The 24264-nt window shown below is 40.6% G+C and carries 16 protein-coding genes, 3 tRNA genes and 1 other RNA gene; 6 read left to right on the top strand and 14 right to left on the bottom strand.

Features of this window, described 5'->3' with window-relative positions; all coding sequences use genetic code 11:
* Positions 1–13 precede the first annotated feature (13 nt).
* Together AXF23_RS13715 and AXF23_RS13720 are read right to left on the bottom strand one after the other, a co-directional pair.
* A complete protein-coding gene (locus tag AXF23_RS13715) occupies positions 14–877 on the bottom strand; it encodes a sigma-70 family RNA polymerase sigma factor (protein ID WP_089366608.1) in 864 nt (287 codons plus the stop codon).
* A gap of 282 nt (positions 878–1159) precedes the next feature.
* On the bottom strand, positions 1160–2626 hold the full coding sequence (locus tag AXF23_RS13720; RefSeq protein WP_107625696.1) for a trypsin-like peptidase domain-containing protein: 1467 nt from the start codon (positions 2624–2626) through the stop codon (positions 1160–1162).
* Between the two features lie 830 nt (positions 2627–3456).
* Between AXF23_RS13720 and rnpB the strand changes: the two genes are divergently transcribed.
* From rnpB to AXF23_RS16005, 5 genes are all read left to right on the top strand, one after another.
* An RNA gene (gene rnpB, locus AXF23_RS13725) (RNase P RNA component class A) lies at positions 3457–3841 on the top strand.
* Between the two features lie 94 nt (positions 3842–3935).
* Positions 3936–4364, top strand: coding sequence for a hypothetical protein (locus AXF23_RS13730; protein WP_107625697.1), 429 nt, complete (start codon positions 3936–3938; stop codon positions 4362–4364).
* A 26-nt stretch (positions 4365–4390) separates the two neighbouring features.
* The gene (locus tag AXF23_RS13735; protein WP_107625698.1) at positions 4391–4798 is read left to right on the top strand and encodes a YkvA family protein; all 408 of its coding nucleotides are present in this window, start codon (positions 4391–4393) and stop codon (positions 4796–4798) included.
* Positions 4799–4819: 21 nt separating this feature from the next.
* A complete protein-coding gene (locus tag AXF23_RS13740) occupies positions 4820–5005 on the top strand; it encodes a FeoB-associated Cys-rich membrane protein (RefSeq protein WP_107625699.1) in 186 nt (61 codons plus the stop codon).
* A 195-nt stretch (positions 5006–5200) separates the two neighbouring features.
* Positions 5201–5271 (top strand) — tRNA-Cys (locus AXF23_RS16005).
* 1261 nt (positions 5272–6532) lie between these two features.
* Here the strand turns inward: AXF23_RS16005 and AXF23_RS13745 are convergent.
* The 12 genes from AXF23_RS13745 to AXF23_RS13800 form a co-directional block, all read right to left on the bottom strand.
* Positions 6533–6614 (bottom strand) — tRNA-Tyr (locus AXF23_RS13745).
* A gap of 4 nt (positions 6615–6618) precedes the next feature.
* Positions 6619–6696, bottom strand: a tRNA-Val gene (locus AXF23_RS13750).
* 196 nt (positions 6697–6892) lie between these two features.
* The gene (locus AXF23_RS13755; protein ID WP_107625700.1) at positions 6893–8194 is read right to left on the bottom strand and encodes an NCS2 family permease; all 1302 of its coding nucleotides are present in this window, start codon (positions 8192–8194) and stop codon (positions 6893–6895) included.
* Between the two features lie 30 nt (positions 8195–8224).
* Entirely contained in the window at positions 8225–9001 is a 777-nt protein-coding gene (gene nudC, locus AXF23_RS13760; protein WP_107625701.1) for an NAD(+) diphosphatase, read from the bottom strand.
* 97 nt (positions 9002–9098) lie between these two features.
* A complete protein-coding gene (locus AXF23_RS13765) occupies positions 9099–10847 on the bottom strand; it encodes a bifunctional metallophosphatase/5'-nucleotidase (protein ID WP_107625702.1) in 1749 nt (582 codons plus the stop codon).
* Positions 10848–11175: 328 nt separating this feature from the next.
* On the bottom strand, positions 11176–12510 hold the full coding sequence (locus AXF23_RS13770) for an NADP-specific glutamate dehydrogenase (RefSeq protein ID WP_009011934.1): 1335 nt from the start codon (positions 12508–12510) through the stop codon (positions 11176–11178).
* A gap of 1324 nt (positions 12511–13834) precedes the next feature.
* Entirely contained in the window at positions 13835–15556 is a 1722-nt protein-coding gene (locus AXF23_RS13775) for a DEAD/DEAH box helicase (RefSeq protein WP_107625703.1), read from the bottom strand.
* Positions 15557–15616: 60 nt separating this feature from the next.
* Positions 15617–16834, bottom strand: coding sequence for an LptF/LptG family permease (locus tag AXF23_RS13780; RefSeq protein WP_107625704.1), 1218 nt, complete (start codon positions 16832–16834; stop codon positions 15617–15619).
* An 11-nt stretch (positions 16835–16845) separates the two neighbouring features.
* Entirely contained in the window at positions 16846–17973 is a 1128-nt protein-coding gene (gene tgt, locus AXF23_RS13785; RefSeq protein ID WP_107625705.1) for a tRNA guanosine(34) transglycosylase Tgt, read from the bottom strand.
* The gene (lon, locus tag AXF23_RS13790; protein WP_107625706.1) at positions 17973–20438 is read right to left on the bottom strand and encodes an endopeptidase La; all 2466 of its coding nucleotides are present in this window, start codon (positions 20436–20438) and stop codon (positions 17973–17975) included. Before lon ends, tgt begins: the two co-directional genes overlap by 1 nt.
* A 274-nt stretch (positions 20439–20712) precedes the next feature.
* Positions 20713–21423, bottom strand: a complete 711-nt coding sequence (locus AXF23_RS13795; protein ID WP_107625707.1) for a tRNA1(Val) (adenine(37)-N6)-methyltransferase — start codon at positions 21421–21423, stop codon at positions 20713–20715.
* A 19-nt stretch (positions 21424–21442) separates the two neighbouring features.
* The gene (locus AXF23_RS13800; protein ID WP_107625708.1) at positions 21443–22474 is read right to left on the bottom strand and encodes a diacylglycerol/lipid kinase family protein; all 1032 of its coding nucleotides are present in this window, start codon (positions 22472–22474) and stop codon (positions 21443–21445) included.
* A gap of 195 nt (positions 22475–22669) precedes the next feature.
* Between AXF23_RS13800 and AXF23_RS13805 the strand changes: the two genes are divergently transcribed.
* The gene (locus AXF23_RS13805) at positions 22670–23860 is read left to right on the top strand and encodes a serine palmitoyltransferase (RefSeq protein ID WP_009011942.1); all 1191 of its coding nucleotides are present in this window, start codon (positions 22670–22672) and stop codon (positions 23858–23860) included.
* Positions 23861–24264 lie beyond the last annotated feature (404 nt).

Genomic DNA, 24264 nt, shown 5'->3' on the forward strand with positions numbered 1-24264 from the left:
TTATAATGTTATGTTATTGCCCCAAATACGCCTTCAATATCTTGCTATTGGTTTGCTGGCGTAGGCGTCGTATTGCTTTCTCCTTTATTTGTCTAACACGTTCACGTGTGAGATTATACTTACTGCCAATCTCTTCCAAGGTCATTTCTCGTTGGTTTATACCGAAATAAGCTTCAATAACCACCTTCTCTCTATCTTCGAGAATTTGTAAAGCTCTTCCGATCTCGTCACGTAAACTCTCCTCAACTAATTCCTTATCAGTAGAAGGGGTGTTGTCGTTGGGGATAACGTCTAACAGACTGCTCTGTTCATCGTCATAGAAAGGCGCATCAACCGATACATGACGGGAATTAACCTTCATCGCATCAACAATCTTGTCTTCTGGTAAGTCTGTGTTCTGTGCTATCTCATCAATACTGGGTCGTCGCTCGTTCTCTTGTTCAAACTGAGTCAATATCTTATTGATTTTATTGACAGAACTAACTTGATTTAGTGGTAGCCTAATGATACGACTTTGTTCGGCTATTGCCTGTAAGATACTTTGTCTTATCCACCATACAGCGTATGAGATAAACTTGAACCCACGGGTCTCGTCAAATTTCTCAGCTGCCTTAATGAGTCCTACATTCCCTTCATTGATGAGGTCGGGCAGTGAGAGACCTTGGTTTTGATACTGCTTAGCAACAGAGACAACGAAACGTAGGTTGGCCTTTGTAAGACGTTCTAAAGCCTTTCGATCACCATTCCGGATTTTTTGAGCAAGCTCAACTTCTTCTTCAATACTGATCATTTCTTCATGACCGATCTCCTGTAGATACTTGTCGAGAGAAGCGCTCTCTCGATTCGTAATCGATTTTGTGATTTTCAGCTGTCTCATGTGCTTAGTATTATATAAAGTGATGGCAAATTTACACAAATTCAATGAGTTAAACAAATAAAAAAGTAAAAAACTGACCTAAGAAAGTTTAATGTTGTATGGTAAGTTTTATCCTCATGGTTTGTACCTCTTTGTTGTATCATTGTTTAGGTTGGCTATCTTTATGCCTTTTTCTGCCTTTATCGTGAGCAGCTAAAGCATAAAAAGTCCCCCATTCTTGATTATCTTACAAGGATGGGGGACCTATCATTTATCGACATCTTCGTCGAAAGTTATCTGTTGTTAGTCAGCAAGCGGAATTGCGAAATATGCCTTCTTACCAGTTGGGTAGATACCTTGTACATAGAGTACAGGGTCCTTGCTGGTTGATGCCTTCTTAACGATGTTCTGCAAGTCGTCTATAGTCTTCACCATGTTCTCATTTACATTCTGAATGATGAACCCACGATTGATGCCAGCATTCTTCAGTGCACCATTGTTAACCTTCAATACCTCAAGACCATAGCTGATATTAAGCTGTTTCTTAAGATTGTCTTGTACAGGACGGAACTGTCCACCGAGAACGTCAATGTCGGCTTGTTCAATAACCTTTGTCGTTCCTTGTGCATTCTTCAGTGTGATAGTCTTTGAAATCTCCTTCTTGTGACGGATATAGGTTACAGTAGCCTTGTCGCCAGGACGCTTGCTGTTGAGTGCCTGCTGAAGCTCAGACATACGTGTTACCTTCTGTCCATCAAACTTAGTGATAACATCGCCCTTAGCCAAACCTAAGGCAGCTCCGTTGCCATCAGCTGATACCTCGCTGACATATACACCTTCGTTTGTACCGAGGTCAACACTCTTGCCCTCTTCTTTCTGTGCATTGATATAATTTAAGACGTCGCCACCTTGGATACCGAGCATTACACGCTGTACGCTACCATACTTCTTAATATCCTCAACAACCTTATTCATTATTGATGTTGGGATGGCAAAACCGTAACCACTGTATGCACCAGTCTGTGAGTAGAGCATAGCATTGATACCAACCAACTCGCCCTGAGTGTTAACCAATGCACCACCAGAGTTACCTTGGTTGATGGCTGCGTCAGTCTGGATAAAGCTCTCAATACCATTGCGAGTAGCACCCAAGCCACGTGACTTAGCACTTACGATACCTGCAGTAACTGTAGAATTGAGGTTGTAAGGGTTACCTACAGCAATCACCCATTCACCTACCTTCAATTTGTCAGAGTCACCGATAGGGAGGGTAGGGAGATTCTTTGCGTTAACCTTCAGTAATGCAAGGTCTGTCTGTTTGTCAGTTCCTACGATGCGAGCAGAGAACTCACGGTTGTCATTCAGTGTGACTGTCAGTTCGTCAGCGCCCTCAACAACGTGATTATTCGTTACGATATAACCATCAGGAGAGATGATAACACCACTACCAGTAGCCTCCTTCTTAGGGGTCTGTACCTGCTGACGGCGTGAGCCATTACCTTGGTTAGGATTTCCAAAGAAGCCAAATGGGTCGAAGAAACCACCGAATGGGTCGTCTTGAACGTCAACGGTTTGTGTCTTAGAGTTCTGTACATACTTAATGTGAACAACGGCTGGAAGAGCCTTCTCGGCAGCGTATGTCAAGTCGACTGGCTGTCCAGGAGCTACAACGGGTGTCTCAGCTGCATAAACTTTGATGAATGCGCCTGTAGAAAAAGCAAGGGCAGTAACACATGCTGCACCTACCAAATACTTTGATAAATTCTTCATATACTTAATTATTTGTACGTTAATTACTTTTTTGTGTGTCAAGTAGTCATTATTTCTAAATGTCTTGTTGACATCTTTCGAGATGCAAATATAGATGCAAAAAGTGAGAAACCGACATTTTGTCAGTTATCTTTATCCGATTTTAACATTTCCCAAATGCGTCTTAACGGTTCTTAGTTAACGGTATAAAATAATTTACATTCATTCAGTTTGAGCGTTATTTTTGTTGTTATTTCAAACATTTTACTCTCTATAACGATACTTTGTAAAAGGAAAAGTATATGGAAGTGCCATCTCTATGGTCATTGATGTTTAATTTGTTTGTAGAGTTGTTGTTTGTGTCAGATTGAACTTTTTCATTTGATTTATGCATCTGTTTTAGCAATGTGTATTATGTTCTTCGAACAGTAAAAGCATTAAAGTCTACTGAAATAAGCAAGGTAATAACGCACATTATAGCAAGATTATTTTTAAAATTAGTTTGCTGTCATATTTAACAAATCAAGTAAGTTGCTGTGTGTTAGAAACTTATTTGTTATTGATAGCTGACAGATATGACAGGAAAATTTGTTTTGAGGAAATCATCTATCGTTGGTTAACGCTTCACACTTGTGAAAAGTGGCATGCAAAAAAAGTTTTGTCAGATGTAAATTTAGTTTCTTTTATCCCATGTATATCAATGTTTGTGCATGCAAAACGAGACAAGGAAGAGTGATGATAAGCTGATACGAATAATAAATTCGCTTATGCCATTCTTTGTAATAAATATAGATAATCATTGAAATATTTTGCCTTTTCCATGATTTCTACTATCTTTGCACTCTGATAAGGCAGTGTTCCGGCTCTGTCGCTGGCATCTGTAATGGGTGCGAGAGGAAAGTCCGGGCAGCATAGGGCATCCTGCTTCCGAAAATAGAAGCTATTGGTGACAGTAGATGTAGGCAGAAGAAAATAACCGCCATACACTCGTATGGTAAGGATGAGAAGGTGGTGTAAGAGACTACCAGCAGGCGGGTGATCGTCTGGCTGTGCCGTTCAGGAGCTGCAAGTTCATGTAAACCGTTGTTTGAGGGTAGCCCGCCCAAGCTATAAGCACAACGGAGGGTAGAATGCTTTAGTTGCAGGGCGACCTGTAATATAGATAAATGACAGGCATCTTCCTATTATCTAAAGATGAGGGAGAGACAGAACCCGGCTTATAGGAACACTGTTTTATTTTTCTTTCATATAAGTCCTTCTTCTCTCATGTGGGTATAACGGAGAGATTAGGGGAAATGTAACTATACTAAAATTAATACTTTAAGATGTTATGAAAGATTTAGAAGAGAAATATGTAACTGTGTTGGACGATTTTCAACGCACTGTAGAAAATAAAATCCGAAATCATAAAGACGAAGATGGGTTCCCGCAGTTGCCGGCAGAGCTTAGCGAAGAGGACCTTTCTAATTATCTCTTCGACTACCAGGCAGCTTTGGATAGCGAGGGAACGGAGCGTACACGCTATACGATAGCAGGGTTTCTAATGTGTCTGCCAATATTGATTTTATCGGCTTTTCCTGATGACTCTTTGCCTTTCAAAGGGGCATTGAATGTGTTGGCAGCGATTGGTGTAGGACTCATTCTCTTCCTTCTTTACAGACTCCTCATGAAGTTGATGGTACGTAGTAAGATTCGACGTGCAAACTTGGACTACCCAGAAGCAAAGGCTTATGTGGACCGTGTGATGGCATTCGAGTAGGTTTAATTAATGTTTTAACGATAAGTATGGAGTTACCTGATTTACAGAAATATAAAGATAAGTTCACCCAGCAGGGGTTCTTTGATAAGATTCAGCGTATTGCAAAACGTGCAGGTGCTAAGTTGGTATATGTTGCTTTGCTACTATATTACTTATTGCAGAGTGATAAAGTGTCATTGAAGGATAAGGCGATTATCATTGGTGCGTTGGGATACCTTATCTCTCCGCTTGATATTGTACCAGATGCTATTCCTATAGCAGGACTCACCGACGACCTTACTGTCCTACTTTATGCACTGAATAAAGTGTGGACTTCTATCGATGATGATATTAAGAAGCAGGCACAGGATAAACTGTCAAAGTGGTTTGATGATGACGAAATGAACGTTGCGGAGGACCTCTTTGCAGAAGATACTACTGATAATCCAGTATAAAAAGAGTAGAAAGGAGGATTTATGTGGCAGTATTTTGTCTTAGCCATAGTGATTTTGTCAGCTATTGGCTATGTGGCTTATCGTACGTGGCAAACGTTTAGAGCGGCGAGTGATCCTTGTCATGGATGTGCTGGCTGTGCTATACATGACCAGTTGAAAGCAAAGCAGAAAAGGAAAGGGCGCAAGAAGCCTGTATGCTTCAAGTAGTTTCTGAAGAGATATTTGTCATTAGTTTTGTTTATACCATCTCTTACAAGATAGGCTATAGAGACTTGTTGAATTTGTTCATAACATTGAGTTGATAGCATGTTTATTGAAAAAAGTCTCTAAATTGTTTGGTTGAACCGAATTAATTGATTATCTTTGCACTCGCAAATCGCAATGATGATTTGTTATAAGAATGGTGCTTGGGCCGGGAGGTTAGGCAATGGTCTGCAAAACCATGTAGAGCGGTTCGATTCCGCTAGGCACCTCAAAAGACTCTCAGTAATGAGAGTCTTTTTTTATGTCGATATTTGACTGTAGTGTAGTCAATGCTTGTATAATTTAGCTTTTATATTCTTTCACTTCTTAAAACCTTAATTATTTGTCAGTATTTTTGCTCCCCATTAAGGCTACTACAGGCTCTTTGGATTGATAGAAAAGGCCTAACTATATTCGAGAACATGCCCTTCTTGCATGTTGAAGACGCTCTTCTTGAAGCAAGAAGGGCATGTTCTTTAATGCTCTTTGTAATGTAGTGATTTATTGTGAGTTATAAGCTCGTTAGTAGAAGATTTCATACCTTGGACTTGAGAATGTTGATCTCTAATTATGTAATTATTCTTTACGATGCAATTGGTGTTTCCTAAATGTGGTGCAATTGGCGGGTTTCATTCATGTAAGATATAGATAGAGGGAAATGAAAGTTTTTCTTTTCACAACCTAACGCTTAAAAATACATGCAAATAGTCCTTGCAGATAGGGTATTTCATCCCTTTGTCTTCTCCGAATAGGGTGGGGATTAATCATAAAACTCTCTTAAGGGGGTAAAGATATTGTTTGGTTAGGGTCGTTTTATTAATGTGTTAGCAGCCTGTCTGATAAGGGTGAGAGGTGTAGATTCACGAAGAAAGACGATATTATCAGACTTGAGAACCTTGTGCATTGGACCATATATTGTTTTAATCTAATAAGCTGTATTCTCGGTATAATGATTGCTTCGGGGTAGTGGCTTAGCTGTAATTATGTCGTACAGATAAGAATATGGGTTGAATAATCGTGCTTTAAGGTAAGAGATTATTCTGAAGTAATTTTATCAAAACGAACTTTGCTGTCATATCTGTCATCCTTTTAGGGTATATAAATAATTAATTTACATGTAGTTACAGGAAATGTTAAATGTGACAGCAAACTAAAATAAAAAATAATTGGTATAATTGTGTGGTTGTGTTACGTATTTGTATTGGGCAAATCCATAGTTTTTACTGCACATAGAAATGATATTGTCCTGCGACATTTGGTAGGTTGTTCTTCAATCATCATAGAGAAAGCTAAAGGAGGCAAAGGCGAGTTGGAGGGTAATGCTATAACGAATGATTTCAATGGTTACAAGGGTACCAGTTAAAGATTATAAGTCCATGATTACCTCTATATACTTATCTCTTAATCATAGTGGAGTAGGGTATAGGTCGGTAGTATCTTAATAGATATATAAAACAAAAGAGTTGTAATCAGATGACTACAACTCTTTTGTGGGTAGTGATGGATTCGAACCACCGAAGCTAGAAGCAGCAGATTTACAGTCTGCCCCATTTGGCCACTCTGGAAACTACCCAAGGTGGTGGGCGTTGACGGATTCGAACCGCCGACCCTCTGCTTGTAAGGCAGATGCTCTAAACCAGCTGAGCTAAACGCCCTTACTTTTCGTAAGCGGTTGCAAAAGTAGTCATTTTATTTGAACTGTGCAAACTTTATCAAGTTTTTTTGTTCTTTTTCTTTGTATAGCATAGGATTATAGTTTAAGAAGTTGATTTATTATGATGATGGAGACAAAAAATCCCTATGAGTAAGGTTATTGCTCATAGGGAGAGAGATGTCTATATAATAAGGTGTTTAGCCTTTTATAAAGTTCAAGACAAAGAGAACAGCCAAGATGATGAGTGTCCAGTTCAGTTCTTTCCACCGACGTGTACAAGTCTTCATGAATACGTATGCGAGGATTCCTAAGCAAATACCATCAGCGATGGAATAGCAAAGTACCATTGTTATCATCGTGATAAAGGCTGGGAAGGACTCTGTTATATCTTGGAGATCAATCTTCTTCACAGAGTCTATCATCAGTACACCTACCATAACCAAAGCGCCACTTGTTGCCGCACTTGGGATGAGTAAGAAGATAGGGGATAGGAAGAGAGCAATGATGAAGAAGATACCTACCGTGAATGCTGTTACTCCAGAACGGCCACCTTCCGCAATACCACTGGCACTCTCAACGTATGTTGTCAGTGTTGAACTACCCAACATAGCACCGCAGGTTGTACCGATGGCGTCACTCATCATGGCTTCCTTTACATGAGGGATGTTGCCATTTGCTTCAACAATACCTGTCTTATCAGCTAAGCCCATCAGCGTACCGATAGTATCAAAGATGTTAATCAACAAAAGAGAGAATACTACCAATACTGTCTTGAGGTTCAGAAGACTTGAGAAGTCAAACTTACAGAAGATTGGAGTTATGTCTTGTGGTGCAGAAACAGGTAACCATCCGTTAGGAAAAACCGTTACACCCATTGGTATACCGATAATTGTCGTGATGATGATACCCCAGAACAAAGAGCCTTTGACGTTTCTTGCCATAAGTGCACCACTGAGTAAGATAGCGATGATACCAAGAATACAGGTAGGTGTGAAGGCTCCTAAGCCTACGAGGGTTGCATCGTTATCAACGATAATGTTTGCATTCTTCAGACCGATAAAGGCAATGAACATACCAATACCTGCCGATATGGCATAGCGTAAATTCGTTGGGATGGCATTGAGAATCATCTCTCGCACATTGAAAAAGGTAATTACGATGAAGAGAATACCCTCAATGAGCATGATGGCAAGTGACTGCTGCCATGTAAACTTTAATGATACGCAGAGTGTATAGGCAAAGAAGGCATTAAGACCCATAGAGGGTGCCTGTGCAAACGGTAGTTTTGCCATAAATGCTAACAGCAATGTAGCAATGGCAGCAGCAAGAGCTGTACCCGTGAAGAGTGCTCCCTTGTCCATACCAGTAGTCGCAAGGATACTTGGATTAACTGCTAAGATATAGCTCATAGTTAAGAATGTCGTTGCTCCAGCAATAATCTCAGTGCGGAGCTTCATCGACTTGGGGTTAAAGCCGAGGGCTTTTTCTAAGAAAGTCATCATTGTTTTAAGGTTTAAATACTCTTTAGTTTATATTGATGTTTTATTTATCCAATCATCAAGAATCATTCTTGCTATTGATAAAGGCTCAGGAATGGTTGGTAGGTTGTCTTTAGTAAACCAGGCTCCTTTTGATAGTTCGCTTTGTTGTAGATGAATGTCTCCACCGTCATAATCGGCATTAAAGCCTACCATCAGACCACAAGGATAGGGCCAAGGTTGTGAACCAAAGTATCGGATGTTCTTTATCTTGAGTCCTGTTTCTTCTTCTACCTCACGATGTACAGCTTCTTCGAGTGTTTCACCAGTCTCAACAAAGCCTGCTACCAGTCCATAGAAATCAGTTTTGAAGTTACGAGCATGTACCAAAAGGACCTCGTTGCCTCGGTGTACAAGAACGATGACTGCAGTTGCCAATTGTGGCCATACTTCTTTTCCACAGTTCGTGCAACGCTTTGATATATCAGTGTGCATCTTCATCGGTGCACCACAAACGCCACAGAACTTCGTGTTATTATCCCAGTAAAGTAGTTCGTGACACTTGCCAGCCTTGAGATAAAGTTCTTTGGAAAGGTGGTAGAAGGAAGGACGTAAGCCACACATCTCATACAGAGGATTGTCTGTAATAGGTTGGTCTATCATGACCGCCTTCACTTCTGTACCGTCTTCCATTGGTGTGACGTTCAGTACGTGTGTCCAAGGATGTAGTGTTACTGGAGCTTCTTCAGAAAGTGGAATGGTATAGCCTTTACCCACTTTCTCAAGCATAATATCTGTCTTGCAGAAAACAAACCAGTATTTCTTCATTGGTCTCAGTATTAATCTTTTGCCTAATTCTATTAACCTTAAATTCTAAACTGTCATTATGTTTATTGCTCTTAGGTTATTTGTCCTTCTGATTTGTTTATTCACCAAAAAGAAGTTTACGGTCACGTGCTGCAGCAGGAACGGTCCATGTCTCTGGAATAAACTTCCAGTTATGGTTTGGCTGTGGATTCATCACACCTGCCTTCTTTATCTCTTCCATTAAATAATGACGTTGGTCTTTTGGACTTTCCCAAATGATTCGACTCTTCAAAGAGTCACGTGGAATACCAGCACCCTTGGTTAATAACTCGCCACCACCATTAGCACGATAGCTATTAACTGCTACTGTGTACCACTTATTCTCATCAAATGGTTCTCCATTACTCATTCGAAGGATACGTACCTTCTGTCCATCAGGTTTCGTAACGTCTACTTCATAATCGATGCCAGCTGCTGAATCAAAGTTGAATGAGAAATTCTTGAAGCCAAGACGTTGTGCATCATTCTGTGTATTAGATAGTAAAAGAAGGTGGTCTTCAGGACTCTTCATCGTGTTACACCACAGATCATAACTCATCTCAAGATGCTTACGAATCTCCTTACCAGTCAGACGCATGGTGCAGAGGTTGTTCTCATACTTATAAAGATTGAACATATCAGCAACAGTGATGGGACCAGCTTTGATAGATGCGTTGAATAATAAAGGTGCATTGAAAGCAATATCTGCCTTAGTAATCTCCAACTCCAAGTTGAGGATAAGGTCGTTGAAAGCAGAGTTGCCGAAGTAACTATCTTTTGTATAGATAGTATTTTCAAATCTTCCAATTACCTGATCGCTCCATGCTTTTACAGCATCAATCTCTGGTTGGAAGTGCTGAATGAAAGCATCATCAGCTTTGAGTTCCTTTACATCAACTAATTCACCTGTAGCTTTTGTTACGGTGTATTGACGCTTACCTTTGACTGTCTTAGGTCTAAGGGTTAAGGTTGCTATCGCTACACGTTGTGCATTGTTAGCAGGGTCAAGACAGATTACGTCTTTACCAACAATATTCTTTTCAATTGAACTATGTGGAGTATGGTCATGACCGAAGAATACAATATCAAAGCCAGGCACTTCCTTTGCTACTTTCTTCGAAGCGTCTTCGTCGTATTCAGGTGTCTTGATACCACCATCCCAACCAGAATGGAATAAACCAACAATAACATCTGGCTTCTCTTTCGTTTTCACTTCAGCCATTGTTCGCTTGGCACAAGAGACCATTTCTTCAAAGCGTAGACCACTCCAAATGCTCTCTTTTAACCAGTTTGGTATAGCAGGGGTGAGCATACCAATGACACAAACCTTAATACCATTCTTTTTCTTGATAGTATAATAAGGTAAGATATAAGGCTTATTAGTCTTTGTGTCGATAATATTTGCACCAAGGATAGGAAACTTCAGCTCCTTAAACCATTTGTCATAAACCATGTGTCCTGTCTCAATATCGTGGTTTCCAACCGTTGCTACGTCATATCCCATATAGTTAAGCACGCTTGCAGCGATGTTAGTCTTCTCTGGTGCAACGTAATTATAATAGTAGGAGATAGGCTGACCTTGTAAGATATCGCCATTATCCAATAAATAGACATTGTCTTTTCCATCCTTCTTACGCAGTTCTTCTACCAATGTATAGACTCTTGCCATAGAACCGCTCTTAGGCTTTCGAGTGATGAAATCGTATGGAAAGAAGGAACCATGCACGTCAGTTGTTTCGATAAGTTTGATGGTAACATCCTTCTGTTGTGCCATAGTTGAAGAACTGAGTCCTAACATAATGGAAAGTACTATTGTTGAAAGTTTCATAATCTTAATTTTAATTCAGCTACAAAAGTACTAAATTCTACGGAAATAAACGAACTTGTCTTGTTATGTTTCAAACTATGTTTGTAGCTTGGGGGAGTTGAGTAGGGGTGTTTTCAAGGTCAATAGGGAATTGTTTAATAATCTTTTGTGTCGTATAAGAATTATGCTGGTGATAGTACGAAATATGTCAGAAGCACACAGGCTAAACCCTTTGAACGTCCTTTTAAGTATTCTATCTTATATCGTTTTGAATAAATACTATGAACCTTCTCTATGGTTAAAGCTGTGTGCTCCTGTTTTTTAGTTGCGTTTGATAAGCGTAGAAAACCTAAATAACGCCTTGTGCCATCATTGCCTTAGCAACCTTGATAAAGCCTGCAACGTTAGCACCTTTTACATAGTTGATATATCCATCGGCTTCTGTACCATACTTGACACAGTTTGCATGGATATCATCCATAATCTGATGGAGTTTCTGGTCAACCTCTTCACGACTCCATTTCAGTCGTCCAGAGTTCTGACTCATCTCAAGTCCTGATACAGCTACACCGCCAGCATTACTTGCTTTACCTGGGCAATAAAGCACTTTTGCTTCTTGGAAGACCCTTACAGCCTCTGGTGTTGAAGGCATGTTTGCACCTTCTGTCACAGCGATAACACCATTCTTTACAAGTTCTGCAGCTGCTTCTCCATTGATTTCATTCTGTGTTGCACATGGAGTTGCTATGTCAGCCTTCTCAGACCAAGGTCTTCCTCCCGGAACATACTTGACATTATACTTCTCTGCATACTCACGAATACGTCCACGTTCAATGTTCTTAAGTTCCATTATATAAGCCAACTTCTCCTCATCTATACCATCTGGGTCGTAGATGTAACCATCAGAATCAGAACAGGTAAGGGGCTTAGCACCTAATTCAAGCAACTTTTCTATTGTGTATTGTGCTACATTACCCGAACCAGAGACGAGGACAGTCTTACCTTTAAGGTCAATGTTACGAGTCTTAAGCATGTTCTGTAAGAAGTATACATTACCATATCCTGTTGCTTCAGGACGGATGAGGGAACCACCGAACTCCTGACCTTTACCTGTAAGAATACCAACAAACTGATTCGTCAGTTTCTTATATTGTCCAAACATATAGCCAACTTCGCGTCCACCAACACCGATGTCACCAGCTGGAACGTCACAGTCTGGACCAATGTAATTCCACAATTCTCTCATGAAAGCCTGGCAGAAACGCATTACCTCTGCATTTGACTTACCTCGAGGAGAAAAGTCTGAACCACCCTTAGCACCACCCATAGGGAGTGTTGTTAGTGAGTTCTTGAATGTCTGTTCAAAGGCAAGGAACTTCAAGATGGACTCATTAACCGATGCATGGAAACGTAATCCACCTTTGTAAGGTCCAATAGTGTTGTTATGCTGTACACGAAAACCCATATTGGTTTGTACATTTCCTCTGTCATCAACCCAGTTTACACGGAACTTTATGATTCTGTCTGGCACACAGAGTCGCTCGATAAGATTGGCTTGCTCAAAACCTGGATGTTTATTATATTCATCTTCGATCGTATCTAATACCTGTGAAACAGCCTGAATATACTCTGGCTCATTTGGGAAACGCTGTTTTAATCTCTCTACGACTTCTGTTGCTTTCATAAATAGTTGTTTTTATTATTATACCCTGAAATGTTTTATTTCATATATTTACGCTTGTTTACCTTGCAAAGGTAATACTTCTTTGCTAAAATACTTGTCATTTTGTCGTTAAATATTTGATTACAGTGTTAATTAGTTATCCTTAGTTTCTTTTATAAAGTATCTTTTTGTAACGCCATTAAATCTCTTTTTTCTCTGTTTTTCAGTGTTGTTACGTGTCAACAATTCCCTTGTTGTTTGTATTCTTTCATTGATTTAATAGACAAACAGAAATCCTTTTCGCAACAGATTGGATGTGTGGATACCCCCTTTTCTTACCTTTCATTCCGAAGGTCAGATTGCTCTTCAATTTTACAACATATATATGTAAATCAAATACCTTATTATACTGAACTTTTTTTTATTTAAGTTTGCTGTCATATTTAACATTTCGTATAAAATATTGTAAGCTAATTAGTTACATACAACAAGGTGATGACAGTAATGACAGGAAATTTATTTTATACGAAAAAGCTCTGTTTTATTTTCGATATAATTCTTTGCTCTTTAGTCACATAAATTACCTTGCACCTAAAATATATTTCTATTTTGTTAGTGTATGGGTATATACTCTGTTCATGTCAGCCGAGGAACGCAGCCTCCTCCAAGTGCTCACTCCCATCAATAACTATAAACTCACTTTCCATATACTGATTTTGGCATGTCTTTAAGTCTATATCTTTGTCATGAAAATCATTTAATGACCCATATAATCATAGTGAGCTTTATATCGTTAGGCGCATCCTTTTCTTTTTGAGCGGGGCTGGGGAAGGAGGTTTTTCAACCTTTCTGTCAACTATTTTCGCTCCTCTCATGTCTAATACATGCTCGTCATAATTTAAGAAGACGCTCTTCAATGTTTAAGAACATGCCCTTCTTGCGTGTTGAAGACGCCCTTCTATGGTCAAGAGAAGCGTCTTCTTTGAGGTTATATGTAACATCTTGATTTGTTGTATGTTACAAAGTCGTATTTAAGAGATAATATACTTCTACTTAGAGAGAGTTCAGTTTGATGCAATGTAGTGATTTTTTACGAATACATAGGGCTCTTAGAAGCGTCGAGTGATAGTTTTCTTGTAAGTAGGAGAAGGTGGCTTTTCTTCCTTTCCCTTCCTTGCAATGAGGAGTTTGATTACCGAGTTACCCCCATAGAAGATGTTGATGAGGCTAAAAAAGGTGCTGTTATACGTATCATTCATTAATGGGCAGGTGGGAATAAAACAATGCCCATAACCCTTGTTCTTGGGTTATGGGCATTATATAATAATGTGTAAGCACACTTGTTTTACTTTTTACCGAGTCCACGAAGCCACTTCAGAGGCTTTTTAATAAGCGCCTTTAAGCCTGATTCGTTGTTGGATGTTGATGGCAACTCCTCACGAATATCATATTTCGTACTCCTTCTTACAGACTTGTCTTCTGATGTACGCTGGCGGTTGTTACGCTTCTTACGCTTATTGTTAGGCTTCTTGTTCTGCTGATTGGTAGTGTTTTCAGCATTGCCTTTATTATTAGCAGGTTTTCTGTCATTGCGCTTCTCGTTCTCAGCTTTTGGCTGACGCTCCTGCTGCTTACCCTTATTCTGACGGTTATTCTTCTTGTTTACTGGTTTACCCTCTGTTGCTGCAGGCTTGTTATCTTGCTGCTTTTGAGGTTTATTATTCTGTTTGTTACCAGCCTTACGCTCCTGTTGGTTCGCATTGTTCTCGTCAGTGTTGTTCTGAGTCTGTGGTGCAGGACGTCTGTTGCGCTGCTTGTTGTTTCCCTGTTTCTTGTCCTTATGACTCTGATGATCACGGTCCTTACGGCGGCGGTTCTTGGCACTATTGCCACACTTCTTAGGCTTCCCATTGCTCTTGTATTCAGGACCTTCGCCAAGTTCTGCTGGTAGTTGCGCCTTCTCAACCTCCTTCTCTAAGAACGATTCAATTTGTTGGAAGAAATAGATATCATCTTCATTTACGAAGGTAATCGCCTTTCCGTCACGGTCAGCACGTGCTGTACGACCGATGCGGTGTACATAATCTTCAGCATCATGAGGTACATCATAGTTGATGACCATTGCGATATCGTCGATATCAATACCGCGTGAAACGATGTCAGTGGCAACCAAAACATCAATTTGTCCACTCTTGAACTTGAACATAACGTCATTACGCTGTTCTTGATCGAGGTCGGAATGCATCTCACCACAGTTGATGTGCATACGATTGAGCGATCCTGCAATCTGCTTTACCTTCTGTTTTGAACCCGAGAAGATAATGACACGCTTGAGGTCGCCAGCCTTGAAGATATCCTTAATGATACCCATCTTTTGCGTCTCATAGCATACGTAAGCTGTCTGCTGAATCTTCTCTGCAGGTTTACTAACAGCGAGTTTAATCTCAACAGGATTCTTTAGCAGTGTCTTAGCAAGTTCTTCTATCTTCTTAGGCATGGTAGCAGAGAACATAATTGTTTGACATGTAGCAGGCAATTTCTTTGCTATTGTCATGATGTCATCTGCAAATCCCATGTCGAGCATGCGGTCAGCTTCGTCAAGAATGAAGAAGCTCACCTTAGATAAGTCTACATTTCCGAGAGAGATATGAGAGATGAAACGGCCCGGTGTAGCAATCACTACGTCTGCTCCCAATGCGAGGCTCTTCAACTCTTGGTCGTATCTATTACCATCATTACCGCCATAGACAGCAACACAAGATACACCATTAAGATAGTAGGCAAAGCCCTGCATACCTTGATCAATCTGCTGTGCTAACTCGCGTGTAGGCGACATGATGACACAATTAATTGCTGACTCAGGGTAGCCACCATCAGCCAGTTTAGAGAGAACTGGGAGTAGGTAAGCCGCTGTTTTACCTGTACCAGTCTGGGCAACGCCCAATACATCGTGTCCTTTTAATATTTCGGGAATGCACTTCTCCTGAACTGGAGTACATTCATCAAAACGCATGTCATATAGTGCGTCAAGTACGTTATCGTTTAAATCTAAATCTTCAAAATACATATTCTACTGTTTTGCCCTTCTTCAATGAGGGTAGTTTTTACTTTTGTTTTGTCCGCCTTATTAACTTGGTGCGTGTCTGTAGCAGAAGTAGGCGATGATAGCAAAGATAATATTTGGTATCCACGCTGCCAATATAGGCGGTGTGTCATCCTTAATAGCAAAGGTTGCTGAAACGGTCTGGAGCATGATATAGCCGAAACTTAATGCCAAACCGATTCCAAGATAGAGTCCCATTCCACCTTTCCTCTTACGTGAAGAGAGGGAGAGACCGATGATAGTTAGGATGAAGGAGGAGAACGACATCGCTATTCGCTTGTGGAACTCAACCTCATATTGTACTACATTACCAGAACCACGGCTGGTCTGCTTGGAGATATAATTTAGTAGTTCTGGGGAGGTAAAGGTCTCCTGTTGACCTTTAGAATAGACAAGGTCGGTCGGTTCCATGAGTAGAACGGTGTCCTTTGAGGCTCCACTTTGGATATGCTCCTTTAATCCTTTGAGTGTACGTATCTTCCAGTTACTTACCTTCCAATGATACTTTGTGTCAGCAACGGTATCATACTGAATCTCCATTGCAGTCATGTGGCTGACAATCTTCTTGTTTTTAGTCTTTACAAGTGAGAACCCATAGCCCCGTTTATACTGGTCGTCGTAATGCTGAATATAAGCGGTAGTATTCTTTGCAACAAACAGTTGTACGTTTTCTGCCGATGTGTTCTTTTTAGAATTACGATAGAGAGACTCGAAGTTTTGGCGAATAACAGTGCCATGAGGTATCACAAAGCTGTTAAGATAGAATGTTAAGCCTGCAATAAGAATACATGAAATCATGTAAGGGCGCATCAGTCGTCTGATAGACACGCCTGCTGCCATCATTGAAATAATCTCAGAGTTACCTGCCAGTTTGGAAGTAAAGAAGATAACTGCAATGAATACGAATAGTGGTGAGAAGAGATTGGAATAGTAAGGGATGAAATTGGCATAGTAATCAAAGATGATTGCTCGCCATGGAGCATGATATTGTGTGAACTTAGAGAGGTTCTCATTAAAGTCGAACACAATAGCAATGGAGATAATCAACAAGATAGCATAGATGTATGTACCTATGAATTTTTTAATGATATACCAGTCCAGAATACCGATAAAACGAGAAGGGGAGAGCATCTGAAGTAGATGTCCTACCTTCTTCAAGACAGGAAAGCGTGCAATAACACGTTGCCCGAAATGGTTAATCAGTTTCTTAACTTTATCAACAATCTCTTTAACCTTACTCATTTGGTTTCTTCTTAAATTCTTCTTCCTAATTGTTCAATGACAGAAGCTTTCCACTGTATGAAGTCACCCTGCTCAATATGTGTACGTGCATCCGTTACGAGACGGAGATAGAACGCAAGGTTGTGGATGCTGGCAATCTGCATTGCGAGCAATTCTCCTGCCTTGAAGAGATGATGGAGATAAGCTTTACTTGTGATAACATCAATATCACAGCCGTCAGGATCAATCGGTGAGAAATCGTTTTCCCACTTCTTATTCTTCATGTTCATCGTACCATTGTAGGTGAAGAGCATTGCATTACGGCCGTTACGGGTAGGCATAACACAATCGAACATATCCACACCGCGCTCAATAGCTTCAAGAATGTTCTGTGGTGTACCAACTCCCATCAGGTAACGAGGTTTGTCTTTTGGGAGAATCTCATTGACTACCTCAATCATTTCATACATCACCTCTGTTGGTTCACCAACTGCCAAGCCACCAATGGCATTACCATCTGCACCCTTATCAGCCACAAACTTTGCCGCTTCACGGCGTAAGTCCTTGTAAGTACAGCCCTGAACGATAGGGAAGAGACTTTGGTTATGACCGTAGAGTGACTCCGTCTCGTTGAAACGTTTAATACATCTGTCAAGCCAACGTTGCGTTAGTTGCAAACTCTTCTTGGCATATTGGTAGTCACTCTGTCCTGGAGGACACTCGTCGAAAGCCATCATGATATCGGCACCAATGATTCGTTCAGTATCCATCACGCTCTCTGGGGTGAAGATATGCTTAGAACCATCGATGTGACTTCTGAACTCACAGCCCTCTTCTGACAGTTTACGAATACCTGTCAATGAGAAAACTTGGAAACCACCAGAGTCTGTCAGGATTGGACGATCCCAACCATTGAAACCATGCAGACCACCTGCAGCCTTGATGATATCAAGTCCCGGACGCAGGTAAAGGTGATAGGTATTACCCAAGATTATCTGTGCCTTGACCTGTTTACGCAACTCCTCAAAGTGTACACCCTTAACAGAACCGACAGTACCAACAGGCATAAAGATAGGAGTCTTTATCTGTCCGTGGTCGGTTGTGATGATACCTGTGCGGGCATCGCTGGCTTTATCTGTATGCTGAAGCTCGAATGTCATTATTTAGTATCCTCCTTCTTTTCTTCAACAATAGTAAAGTCTACTGGATGTTCTACCTTTTCATCGGTCAAAGCAAAGTCCCATACCTGCTGAATGTTCTCAACGAAGTGGAATTGAAGACCCTTACGATAAACCTCAGGAATCTCCTCAACGTCCTTCTTATTCTCTGAACACATCACGATATCAGTAATTCCTGCACGTTTTGCAGCAAGTATCTTCTCCTTGATACCACCCACTGGAAGAACCTTACCGCGTAGGGTTATCTCACCCGTCATAGCAGTGTTCTTACGCACCTTACGCTGTGTGAGTGCTGAAGCAATACTTGTTGCAATCGTTATACCAGCTGAAGGACCATCCTTTGGAGTTGCTCCTTCTGGTACGTGGATATGGATATTCCACTGTTCAAAGATGCGATAATCTACGTTCAATGCGTTGATGTGTGCCTTAACATACTCCAATGCAATAACAGCAGACTCTTTCATGACATCACCAAGGTTACCGGTCAGGGTTAACTTACCCGCTTTACCCTTAGAAAGTGAGGTCTCGATAAAGAGAATCTCACCGCCAACACTGGTCCATGCAAGACCTGTTACCACACCAGCATATTTGTTGCCTTGGTAGATATCACGTGTGAAAGGTGGCTTACCTAATAAGTCCTCTAACTTATCTGGAGTAATCTTCGTATAAGGAAGTTGCTTATCCATTGCCTGCTTGAAAGCCAACTTGCGCATAGCTTTGTTGATTTGCTTCTCAAGTTGACGCACACCACTTTCACGGGTATAGCTTTCGATAATCTTCTCCAGCGTTGCCTTGGCAAACTTTGGTTTCTCTTCTAACTGGTCTAAACCTGTGTTTTCGAGTTCTTTTGGTACGAGGTGGCGCTTTGCTATCTCTACCTTTTCTTCCGTGATATAGCCTGAAACCTCGATAAGTTCCATACGATCGAGTAGTGGACGTGGGATTGTATTGATGTCATTGGCCGTTGCAATGAATAAGACCTTTGATAAATCGTAGTCCATATCCAAGTAATTATCGTGGAAAGCATTGTTCTGCTCAGGGTCGAGAACCTCCAATAAGGCTGATGAAGGGTCGCCGTTAACAGTGTTCTGAGTAACCTTATCAATCTCGTCAAGGATGAAGACTGGATTTGATGAGCCTGCCTTCTGAATATTCTTGATGATACGTCCAGGCATAGCACCAATGTATGTCTTACGATGTCCTCGGATTTCTGACTCATCATGGAGGCCACCTAATGACACACGAACATACTTACGTTTCATTGCTTCGGCTATACTCTTGCCCAAACTAGTCTTACCAACACCCGGAGGACCATAAAGACAGAGGATTGGTGACTTTAGATTGCCACGCAACTGAAGGACTGCAATATATTCAAGGATACGTTCCTTCACCTTGTCCATACCATAGTGATCTTTGTCAAGAATACGTTTTGCACGCTTCAAGTCAAGGTCGTCTTTGGTATATTCATCCCAAGGCAGATTAACTATTGTGCGCAAGTAGTTTACTTGTACACTATAGTCAGGACTTTGTGGATTTAATGTTTCGAGTTTGTCTAATTCCTTTTGGAAAACTTTAGCTACCTCTTCTGGCCACTTCTTGTTCTTAGCCTTCTCAAGCAACTCCTTCTTGTCAGGTGCAGAATCGCCATCCCCTAACTCCTCCTTAATATTCTTAATCTGCTGATGCAGGAAGTATTCGCGCTGCTGTTCATCGAGATCTTCACGTGTTTTTGAGCGTATGTCTTGGCGGAGATGCTGGAATTGTATTTCACGATTGAGCACCTTCATCAATGAGAATAAGCGATCCTTGATAGAGTTCTCTTCCAACATTTGAATCTTGTCAGTCACAGGGAATGGCATTGTTGAGCAAATATAATTCACTGCAATGACTGGATTATTAATGTTGTCAAGTGCGAATTGTGAATCGTCTGGAATGTCGTCACTACCATGGATATATTCCTTTACGACCACCTTCATGTCTTCTACTGCTGTAGAAAACTCTTTGTCCTTTTCAGGCTCAGCCTCTTCTGGTATAGCCACAGTGTATCCCTTCATGTAAGGTGTTGTCGTTGTAATCTTCTTTATCTTACACTTGCCAAGACCTTGCAATATCACTGTGCGGTTATTACCTTCGTAATTACCAGGCATATCAAAGGCACGAACGAAGCGTGCATAGATACCTGTCGTATAGATGTCGTCCTCCTGAGGCTCATTAATGTTGCTATCTTTCTGACTGACAATCGCTATGATTGTGTTTGGATTCTCCTCCAAGTGTCTTACAAGTTCTAATGTTGGCTTCCTTCCAACGAGGATAGGGGAGAGAATCCCAGGGAACATAACGAGGTTACGGGTTACGAAAACGGGTATCTCGCCGTCGACCTGTATGTCTAACTTTGGCATATCACCCTCGTAATCAGTAATCATTTGAATAGAGCTATTTTGTTTCATAAAGTTCTTTTATACCTACTTTTAGCTTGCAAAGTTACAAAATAAAACCGAAAGACTGAAAGAATAATTGTGCTTTAATTGGCTCTCTCGTAAAAAGACTGGTTTATATGCGTGAAGAGGTGGTGGTTAGGATGGGTCACAATGTAAATAAGAAGAACTGTTTTTCGGGGCTTTATGCTTGCTGTTTGATATGGTTAAACAGCATACGTAACAACGCATAAGCTCTTTGAGATAGATGATAACGTTTTTACCTTATTGTCTACCTACTTCATGCCTACTTGATGTAGAATTCTTGTGTAATATTTTGATACCATTCTGTGCGTGTCCCCTCATCGGTGGTCAGCACTTGTTCTTCCTCCTCACATTGTTTAGTAGCGTCCTTCCCAAATTCTATTAAGCAGCGTTTAGCTGGTTTTGAAGATTTAGTCTTAATGTTTGCAAGCTTCAATACTGATAATCCATTAAATATAGCTTCTGCTTCAAGTATATCTTTGTTGTTGTAAGGAATGATAATGGAGAGCGTTCCCTTTGCTTTAAGGAGTCTTTTGGCGTAATAAATAAGTTCTTGTGGAGAGAGGGAGTCGGCATGTCTTGCAGTCGTTCTTGACTGTAAAGGATTTTTTAATGAGTTGATGAAATATGGCGGATTACAGACGATTGTATCATAAACGCCCTCAGTACAGGTTTCATGACATAGCTGATAGTCTTGTAGACAACAATTGATAATGTTTATTCTATCGTTGAACGGAGATTGTGAAACGTTAAGCTGAGCATCCTCGAAAGCTCCTTTGTCTATCTCTATAGCGTCAATGTCGGCTAAAGGAAAACGTTGAGCCATCATAAGAGCGATGAGTCCTGTCCCTGTTCCGATGTCAAGAATCTTCTTACCTCCTTGTGCCCAAGCTCCAAGCAATACTCCATCTGTCCCGACCTTCATGGCCGTGTGGTTGTCAACGATATGGAATTGCTTAAAAGTAAAGCCCATGCGCCTTGTTATGGAGTTTTTATATATTTAGTTTGCGAAGCAGATTCTTATTGATTGCCTGTACTTTTCTACTTTGTTTGGTAAGGTCTTGTCTCATCAAATCAAAGTTGTAGAATATCTCAGAAAAGGCTGTTTGTAACATATTTGGTTGTCTACAGTCCTTCCCACCTTTAGGGTTAACAATGATGTTTATGCCTTTAGGGACAATAGAAATATCCACATCTGCACTTGATGTAATAGGGTCGCCATCATAGTGAATGATGCCTTCGCTCTTACGATGTATGTGTATATGCTTGGATCTGAAGGTCTTTATCTTCAGATTCTTATCTAATGTCTTATTGAAAAGTTCTATGGCAACTTGTGGCGCATCGATGAGGTCGAATGGTTCCATTATGATAACATCTAACAGTCCGTCGCTCATTGATGCCTGAGGAGCGATGTATGCATTGTTACCATACTGTGAGGCATTGGCTACAGAGACGAGGAAGGCCTTATAGCTATGCGTTCCATCCTCATCTTCAATGACGTAAGTTTCAGGCTCATAACGCAATCCCTCCTCAAGAACCTTCTGCATATAAGTGATAGGACCACGTTTCCCAGCTTCTGCAAACTTCATAGAAATGAATGCATCGAAGCCCATTCCGCAGGTGCAGAAGAATGGATGTTCGTTAATGATACCGTAGTCAAGTTTCTTAATATCGCAGTAGTTTAGAATGTCAATACATTTCTTAAGATTCATGGGTAGGTTTAGGTGTCTGGCAAGTCCATTACCAGAGCCACATGGAAGGATGCCCATTGTCGTGTCTGTTTGGGTCAGTGCTCTTCCAACTTCGTTGACAGTACCATCTCCGCCTACAGCAACAACAATGTCAATACCATCCTTTGCCGCTTCCTTTGCGAGCTCAGTTGCATGGCCAGCATAACTTGTTTCTGCTATGCAATAGTCAAACCTATCTTTATCGAGCCGTTCTTCAATAAGGTCAGGAATGCCTGCTTTACTGACTGTACCCGATATTGGGTTTAGGATAAAAGTTATTTTTTTCTTATTCATTGTGCCAAATAATCAGCGCATAGTTTATTTGTACAAAGATACATATTTGTTGTTTATATCGTGGAGATTAAGAGAGTAAAAATGTTTAAAAACCACTTTTCTAATCAAAAAGACTTTTTTGTCATTCTAAATTAGTATCTTTGCAGCCTGAAAATAATATTTAAGTAGTCATTGACTACACCATATTAAAAAATAATGGGACAATTACAAGACAAGTACAAAAGCTACCGCGAGCCGCAAAAGTTTATGGAGGCAGGTGTCTATCCATACTTTCGTGAGATTACAAGTAAGCAAGGAACAGAAGTAACAGATATTGATGGCAACAAGATTCTTATGTTTGGTTCTAACGCCTATACGGGTTTACCAAACGATCAGCGTGTGATTGATGCTGCTCATCGTGCTCTTGATAAGTATGGTTCGGGGTGTGCTGGAAGTCGATTCTTAAATGGAACGCTCGATCTTCATGTACAGTTAGAGAAAGAACTTGCTGCTTTTGAGGGTAAAGATGAGGCGCTTGTTTTCTCAACAGGCTTTTCAGTGAATGCTGGTGTTCTCGCTGTGGTTGTGGGACGAGGTGATTATATCATCTGTGACGACCGCGATCATGCGAGTATTGTTGATGGACGTCGTTTGAGTTTTGCAACTCAACTGCGTTACAAGCATAACGATATGGAGGATTTGGAGCGTATTCTCCAGCGTCTTCCTAAAGAGGCTGTTAAGTTGATCGTCGTTGATGGCGTCTTCTCTATGGAGGGAGACCTTGCTAATCTCCCTGCAATTATAGAGTTAAAGCATAAGTACAATTGCTCTGTTATGGTCGACGAGGCACACGGTTTAGGTGTCTTTGGTCGTCAGGGTAGAGGTGTTTGCGACCATTTTGGGCTGACTGATGAGGTTGATCTTATTATGGGTACCTTCTCAAAGAGCTTGGCTTCTATCGGTGGTTTTATAGCAGGTGATAAGGATACCATTAACTATCTTCGTCATACTTGCCGTACCTATATCTTCTCTGCAAGTAATACTCCATCTGCAACAGCGGCTGCGTTGGAAGCTCTTCATATCTTAGAGCAGGAGCCAGAGCGTCTGGAGCAGTTATGGAAGGTTACAAATTATGCTCTAAAACGTTTCAGAGAAGAAGGCTTTGAGATTGGTGATACTGAGAGTCCGATAATTCCGCTCTATGTACGTGATATCGAAAAGACTTTCATTGTTACTCGATTGGCCTACGAGGCTGGCGTATTTATCAACCCTGTTATTCCTCCTGCTTGTGCTCCACAAGATACGTTGGTACGCTTTGCGTTGATGGCTACTCATACCGAAGAGCAGGTTGAACGTGGCGTTCAGGCGTTGACAAAGATTTTTAAGGAACAAGGTATTATAAAATAAGATACTAATAGATTCTGATAAAGGAACTATAATTTAAGAACGAAGAGGTTATTCTTATTGAGTAAGCTCTTCGTTCTTTTTTAAATACTATATATATAAGGTGTAAATGCTTCGATAGGATTACGTCTTATGGTTATCTCTCAGTGGCATGTACGATAGGAGTTACGCCTATATTATGTGTAGGACGTCAAGATGCAGATTATGAACTTTATGTTTTGTTAGTTTTCATATCTGTTTGTTGTTATGATAGAAACGATTCTATTTACTCGCTATTTACCAACGTTGTGAACTTCTTCTGTATTTGTGTTGAATCTTGATAAAGCTGGAGTAGAAGGCGAAATATAACGTGTGAGCACTGTTTGTAGTTATTATCTCTTTGCTGGATTGACAGCTATTTGTAGCCT

This window comes from Prevotella sp. oral taxon 313 (genome assembly GCF_003043935.1).
Lineage (GTDB): Bacteria > Bacteroidota > Bacteroidia > Bacteroidales > Bacteroidaceae > Prevotella > Prevotella jejuni.

What these genes read in the sequence shown, in the direction of transcription:
- AXF23_RS13730 (WP_107625697.1), top strand. Translation starts at nt 3,936, where the DNA reads ATGAAAGATTTAGAAGAGAAATATGTAACTGTGTTGGACGATTTTCAA.
- AXF23_RS13800 (WP_107625708.1), bottom strand. Translation starts at nt 22,474, where the DNA reads ATGAATAAGAAAAAAATAACTTTTATCCTAAACCCAATATCGGGTACA.
- AXF23_RS13720 (WP_107625696.1), bottom strand. Translation starts at nt 2,626, where the DNA reads ATGAAGAATTTATCAAAGTATTTGGTAGGTGCAGCATGTGTTACTGCC.
- AXF23_RS13770 (WP_009011934.1), bottom strand. Translation starts at nt 12,510, where the DNA reads ATGAAAGCAACAGAAGTCGTAGAGAGATTAAAACAGCGTTTCCCAAAT.
- tgt (WP_107625705.1), bottom strand. Translation starts at nt 17,973, where the DNA reads ATGACATTCGAGCTTCAGCATACAGATAAAGCCAGCGATGCCCGCACA.
- AXF23_RS13740 (WP_107625699.1), top strand. Translation starts at nt 4,820, where the DNA reads ATGTGGCAGTATTTTGTCTTAGCCATAGTGATTTTGTCAGCTATTGGC.
- nudC (WP_107625701.1), bottom strand. Translation starts at nt 9,001, where the DNA reads ATGAAGAAATACTGGTTTGTTTTCTGCAAGACAGATATTATGCTTGAG.
- AXF23_RS13735 (WP_107625698.1), top strand. Translation starts at nt 4,391, where the DNA reads ATGGAGTTACCTGATTTACAGAAATATAAAGATAAGTTCACCCAGCAG.
- AXF23_RS13775 (WP_107625703.1), bottom strand. Translation starts at nt 15,556, where the DNA reads ATGTATTTTGAAGATTTAGATTTAAACGATAACGTACTTGACGCACTA.
- AXF23_RS13755 (WP_107625700.1), bottom strand. Translation starts at nt 8,194, where the DNA reads ATGACTTTCTTAGAAAAAGCCCTCGGCTTTAACCCCAAGTCGATGAAG.
- AXF23_RS13715 (WP_089366608.1), bottom strand. Translation starts at nt 877, where the DNA reads ATGAGACAGCTGAAAATCACAAAATCGATTACGAATCGAGAGAGCGCT.
- AXF23_RS13795 (WP_107625707.1), bottom strand. Translation starts at nt 21,423, where the DNA reads ATGGGCTTTACTTTTAAGCAATTCCATATCGTTGACAACCACACGGCC.
- AXF23_RS13765 (WP_107625702.1), bottom strand. Translation starts at nt 10,847, where the DNA reads ATGAAACTTTCAACAATAGTACTTTCCATTATGTTAGGACTCAGTTCT.
- lon (WP_107625706.1), bottom strand. Translation starts at nt 20,438, where the DNA reads ATGAAACAAAATAGCTCTATTCAAATGATTACTGATTACGAGGGTGAT.
- AXF23_RS13805 (WP_009011942.1), top strand. Translation starts at nt 22,670, where the DNA reads ATGGGACAATTACAAGACAAGTACAAAAGCTACCGCGAGCCGCAAAAG.
- AXF23_RS13780 (WP_107625704.1), bottom strand. Translation starts at nt 16,834, where the DNA reads ATGAGTAAGGTTAAAGAGATTGTTGATAAAGTTAAGAAACTGATTAAC.